6 protein-coding genes are annotated in these 5,251 nt (G+C 34.1%); 2 read left to right on the top strand and 4 right to left on the bottom strand.

Annotated elements, in window-relative coordinates; translation table 11 throughout:
- Positions 1-263 precede the first annotated feature (263 nt).
- Entirely contained in the window at positions 264-428 is a 165-nt protein-coding gene (locus AC3DU7_RS24285) for a hypothetical protein (protein ID WP_488041870.1), read from the top strand.
- A gap of 777 nt (positions 429-1,205) precedes the next feature.
- Here AC3DU7_RS24285 and AC3DU7_RS24280 read toward each other — a convergent pair.
- Together AC3DU7_RS24280 and AC3DU7_RS24275 are read right to left on the bottom strand one after the other, a co-directional pair.
- Entirely contained in the window at positions 1,206-2,123 is a 918-nt protein-coding gene (locus tag AC3DU7_RS24280; protein ID WP_488041869.1) for a M23 family metallopeptidase, read from the bottom strand.
- Positions 2,124-2,524: 401 nt separating this feature from the next.
- Positions 2,525-3,319, bottom strand: coding sequence for a class I SAM-dependent methyltransferase (locus AC3DU7_RS24275; protein ID WP_488041868.1), 795 nt, complete (start codon positions 3,317-3,319; stop codon positions 2,525-2,527).
- A 120-nt stretch (positions 3,320-3,439) separates the two neighbouring features.
- Between AC3DU7_RS24275 and AC3DU7_RS24270 the strand changes: the two genes are divergently transcribed.
- Positions 3,440-4,243 (top strand): 5'-methylthioadenosine/S-adenosylhomocysteine nucleosidase family protein, encoded by an 804-nt coding sequence (locus AC3DU7_RS24270; RefSeq protein ID WP_488041867.1) that lies wholly within the window; start codon positions 3,440-3,442, stop codon positions 4,241-4,243.
- Here AC3DU7_RS24270 and AC3DU7_RS24265 read toward each other — a convergent pair.
- Positions 4,233-4,793, bottom strand: coding sequence for a Crp/Fnr family transcriptional regulator (locus tag AC3DU7_RS24265; RefSeq protein WP_488041866.1), 561 nt, complete (start codon positions 4,791-4,793; stop codon positions 4,233-4,235). The two genes, AC3DU7_RS24270 and AC3DU7_RS24265, sit on opposite strands and share 11 nt — an antisense overlap.
- Before the next feature lie 85 nt (positions 4,794-4,878).
- A partial coding sequence (locus AC3DU7_RS24260) for a hypothetical protein (RefSeq protein ID WP_488041865.1) occupies positions 4,879-5,251 on the bottom strand: 373 nt, incomplete at its 5' end.

The raw sequence follows: 5,251 nt of genomic DNA, 5'->3' as shown, positions 1-5,251 counted from the left end.
TTCAATTAACCAGGAATTACTATCTAACCAAGTCAGATGCATAGTATCTATAAAACTAAATGACGGCTAAATCATTATTGTAACAATTTATTACAATTAACCTACCACCTAAGCTAAGATACATTTAAAATGCGTCTTAGCAAGTTAGAAGTTAAAAGTTCAGAAGTAATATAAGGTTATCCTTTTAAGTTTTTTTCAACGTCTTTTACTGATGAGGATTTAGTATTAATATTCCTTATTTGAAGTTAATAAATATTGATGTAATGCTACTTAGATATAACAAAAAAAGTGAATTTATATTTCCGATCGCCTTCGTACAAAACCTGCTTATATATAAAGTTGAAGCTACAGATAGCGGTAATCTTGAGAGATTAGGAGAAAAATATATAGCAACTATCATGATTACTCTTGACTTATGGAATATCTAATTTAAAACAATGGAATATTAATACTCAACCTTCTTTCTTAATCTATTAGATAAGTAAAGCTTTCTTATTTTCTTAAATTCTCCTATATATTCCATAAATAACTGAATCCGAACGGTAAATATAGGGAGTTTAAATCATTTTGTACAGAACCAGTGGAGGAGCAAAAATTTCTCTATCTATAAATTTAGCTTTGAGAATCTGCTTCAGAATTATATTTTACTTTTTCCCAGATAATAGTAGCTAGGAAACATAACATCATTAAGTAAAGTGGTACGCCTATCATCATTTATACTCCTAATTTTTATTCTAGTTAGCGTGGTTTATCTTATTTGGGAATAAATTATCAATTCATTTTTTAGAAGAAGTTTATTAAGCATTTCCTAAAAAAAATTCAAATACTCCTAATATTAATTATGGCATAGTTTTATTTAATTGTCATCCTAATAGAAAAGGCTGATATTGACTGAAGATAAATTTATAGAAGCAAAATAGAGATATATATAGTTTGAATTTTAGGGTAAGCATTTCCTGCGGAATGCTGCGCAAACAGCTATTAGCAGTCAGCACTTCAGCAACAAGAGTGTTTTTTTTTAATACAGTGTTTAAATTAAAATAGACTTTAAGGGCAAGGGAGGCAACTTTTTTAGTAAGACAATTAATAAAGCTTTTCTCCTAAACTAAAAGCAATAGTTGATAGCTGATGGCTGACGGCTGAATGCTTACATTTTAGGTATATGTATTTATCAGCAACTAAATTTTATTAAAGTTCGTTTCCAGTCACTTAAAAACTACTTCAATATAAGAATTAGGATTTTCGGCAACCCAACCAAAAGGAGAATTATATCTAATTTCAAAATGAAGATGAGCTTCCTCAAAATCAGGTTTTCCTGTCTGACCAACTGTACCTAAAAGCTCTGCTTGTGCAATTTTTTGACCAGCTTTAACATTGATAGAATCTAAATGGGCATAACGAGTTTGCTTGCCAGCAGCGTGATTAATCACTACTAAATTGCCATAATTACCTTGTTTACCTGCAAATGCTACTATCCCTTCTCCTACAGAAAAAACTGATGTACCACTATTAGCAATTAAGTCTAAACCACTATGAAAAACCACTTGATTTTTAATCGGATGTAGTAACCAACCATAACCTAAAATTACCCTAGTTTCAAAAGGTAAAGGATAACCTTTTAATGAAGAAATTTGTGGGGATGCTTTTCGCCCTGGAGACCAATTTACTCCTGGTAAAAAAACTACTTCTGGTGTCTGTTGCTCTAGTGTTTGTGGGCAACCGTTTACTTCATATAATGCATCAGCACGAATATTATAATTTTCTGCAACATTTTTCCAAGTTGTGCCAGTAGGTACTTTCACAGCAATACCATTATAGGGAGGAATAATTATTTCAGTACCTATAGCTAGCTGACCTTTCTGTAGCACTCGATTAAATGCTAAGAGGGTTGGAGGAATGAGGTTATATTTTTGAGCAATAGTTTCGATGGTTTCTCCAGTAGTAATGGTATGACGTTGGAGACGAGATAAAGCTGGTAAGGGACAAATTTCTTTTGCTTCTTCTGAAATGGAAGGAGCGGGAATTTTCATCAGTTGAGATTGAGCATTTGCCTGCATTAATAAAAGTGGATTGATTAAGCATAATAATGTAGTTAAAAGGTAAAGGTAGGATTGAGAATTCATAAGCAATATTAAGTAGAAAAAAAATAATTACCAGCTTGATAGTAGCCTTTTATTAGAGACTTCTTCCACTCGACAATTTTTGTCTAATACCAATTCCCAAAAATAATGCTATACCTCCCATGGGACTTCAGCTATTAAGTAATAATAATGGTTGAATAATGTTTGTGACTATTCTCGGCATTAAACCAAGACTTTTCATCCTACTCCCTACTCCCTACTCCCTATTTTCAAGGAGATATAGCAAGACTTTTGAGAAATGGTATAAGGGATAAACGCGGAATGACATTTTGGGTAATTAGCACGCCAGTAGCTTATTAATTATTCTGATGTTTACTTATCCCCCACTCCCTTACTCCCTTACTCCCTCACTCCCTTACTCCCTCACTCCCCTACTCCCCCACTCAAGAATGCGCAATAACTCTTACTATTGCGTGATAAATTGCTTGCGTATTAGGATCGTCTGCAAACAAACAATAGTTGTTAACGTCAGAGTAGCTTGCTCTACCAGTTGCAATATATTTTTCTGTAAGCTGCATTGCAGATATTTTCATCATTTTGGCTATTTCCGATCGCCCTAGAGAAACAGGAGCATAATTTTCTACAGATAACTTTTGCCAATCATACTTTTGCAATATCTCTGGTAACTTCCCTCCTAAAGCATAATCCGATCCTCTATCTGCAAACATTTTTTCAATAGCAAAATTGAGTTGCTTAACTGACTGACACATTTGACTATCTCCCGCAATGGCTTTAGCTACCGAAAAATCAGGCTCTTCAATGACTAACCATCCACCAGGTTTGAGCAAATCTACCATTTTTGATAAGGCAAGTTGAAAGTCTGGAATATGGATAAGAAGACACCGTGCATGAATTAAGTTAAAAGATTGACTTTCCAGTGCAAGATGGCAAAAGTCTGCTTCTAAAACTTCAATATTAGGCGATTTAATGTTTGCTAAAAAACGAGTATCTAAGTCAACGGCAACAACCTTTCCACTATCTCCAACAACTGTTGCGAGCCATTTAGCTATCGCTCCCGCTCCTGCTCCTACTTCCAGACATTGCCATTTTTCTGTAATTCCAGTTGTTAAAATTAGTTCACGAGTTTTTGGGTCAAAAATTTGTTCGATCGCCTGTAGTCTTTCTAATTCTTTGAGATTTTGAGTATTGCTAAAAATATAGTCTGTAGATGCTGGCATCTGTAAAAATACCCCCCTTCTATCGCTGGCTAATAACTTATATTTCCAACAAAATATGAGGGTATGCAATTAAGATGTTCAAAAACTTAGAATTATTTAAAACTTTTACCTATAATTGAAATGATTGATACAATTTTGGTTGTCCAAGGGCCAGAACTAAAATCTGTGAAGCGCGGTCTTACCCCTAAGTTATCTCAGCCTAAATTATTGTCTTTGCCCATAGGTGCTGCATCTGTTACTCGTTATTTGAATAACTGGCAAAAAAGACAAGATTTTTCCTCCCATCAACCCTCTACAATATTGCTTATGGGATTATGTGGTAGTTTATCTAATCAATATCAACCTGGAGATGTGGTTATTTATAATGAGTGTGTGAAATATATTGAAGAAGGAAGAAGAAGGAGGGAAGAAGAAAGAGAGAAGAAGTGGATGGAAACTCAAATTCCAATAAATTGTAAACATCATGTAGACGGCAGAATATTAAACCCAAAAGAAAAAGATTATTCTCAGTTACTCAGGCAAAAGTGCGATAGTGCTTTAACAGCTAAGTTACAAACACATTTAAAAGGAAAAGCTTCTTTAGTAACAGGTATAACTAGCGATCGCTTCATCTACAAGGCGCAGGAAAAACAACTCTTGGGAAAAAATACTGGTGCAGAAGTGGTAGATATGGAAGGTTTTGCCATTCTCAATTTCTTTGCTAACCTTTCTGTCTCCGTGGCGATGGTGAGAGTAGTCAGCGATGACTGTTACCATGACCTTCCCAATATCACTTCTGCTCTGACATCATCTGGAAGTTTGCAACCTTTAGCATTGGCGATCGCAATGTTTCGACAACCACTGCCTGCTTTCCAACTTATTCGAGGTAGTATTCAAGGATTAAAAGTATTGCAAGAGGTGACAAGTTGTCTTTTTAATGATTAAAAATAATTAAGCAATTATTCTGAGACCATCCTATTTTCTTTTCCTTTTCAAATTGATTTAGTAGTCGTGTTACAGTAACGCGACTTGTGCCAATAATGTCAGCTAATTCTTGATGAGTTAACCTAATATCCAATATTTGCCCGTCTGGTAGTTGATTACCAAATCTATCAGTCAACCATTTTAATAATCTCAACAGTCGTAATTCGATTTTTCTAGAATGAATAATTCTGAGTAATTCTTGAGTTTTTTGAATGTGAGAAAGCATTACTTCTTGAGTATAGAAATAACCCCTTGGTAAGATACTTGCTTCTACAATAGTTAAACATTCAACTTGATAAGGATAAGATGGAAATAGAGGTTGACCGACAATATCTCCTTGACCCCAAAATCCTAGAGTTATCGTATTGTCTTCTTCGTTTTTGGTAAGAGTACGAACCACTCCAGAATCTATTCGCCATAATAATACATCTGTTAATGGTATTAATTGGCGACGTTTAAATTGATGCTGCTTCAGTTTTTGAGGTTTAGTAATTACTGAATTTAAGCTCACAATTATTCTCCTATTTATTTGTGTTGAAATTTCCCCGAATTGACTAAGCAAAAATAGCTTTTAACCTTCTCAAAAAAAGAGTGATTTAATTGCTTGTTGCAGAGTTAGTAGCTTGGCAATGTGAGTATTGTGAATTAGATTTACATTGCTGTAATATTGGTTTTGCTAGAGGATTATTTGGTTCATAATCACTACAATTTAGAGCTGTTTCGGTAAGAGCATTATAAGGATGTACTGTACATTTCAAACGATAATCTCCTGTAAAAAATGTACAGCGACTACAAGGAATTTGATGCAATCGTCTAACATAATTGATTCCTTGCTGAAAGGTCAAATAAAAGTTCCGCAAACCTATAGTAATTAATAATAGAAAACCAGTCATGAAAATGATACGAGCTAGATTTTGAAGTAGATATCCTGGAAGCAAATTAATCATAGTTTTAACTTTATTCTGAATT

This window comes from Okeania sp., assembly GCF_983059655.1.
Note: the sequence above shows the minus strand (reverse complement) of the source record. Positions and strands in the feature narration are given on the sequence as shown.

Excerpts from the sequence above, each read along its gene's own strand:
- AC3DU7_RS24275 (WP_488041868.1), bottom strand. The coding sequence starts at position 3,319 with ATGCCAGCATCTACAGACTATATTTTTAGCAATACTCAAAATCTCAAA.
- AC3DU7_RS24285 (WP_488041870.1), top strand. The coding sequence starts at position 264 with ATGCTACTTAGATATAACAAAAAAAGTGAATTTATATTTCCGATCGCC.
- AC3DU7_RS24270 (WP_488041867.1), top strand. The coding sequence starts at position 3,440 with ATGATTGATACAATTTTGGTTGTCCAAGGGCCAGAACTAAAATCTGTG.
- AC3DU7_RS24280 (WP_488041869.1), bottom strand. The coding sequence starts at position 2,123 with ATGAATTCTCAATCCTACCTTTACCTTTTAACTACATTATTATGCTTA.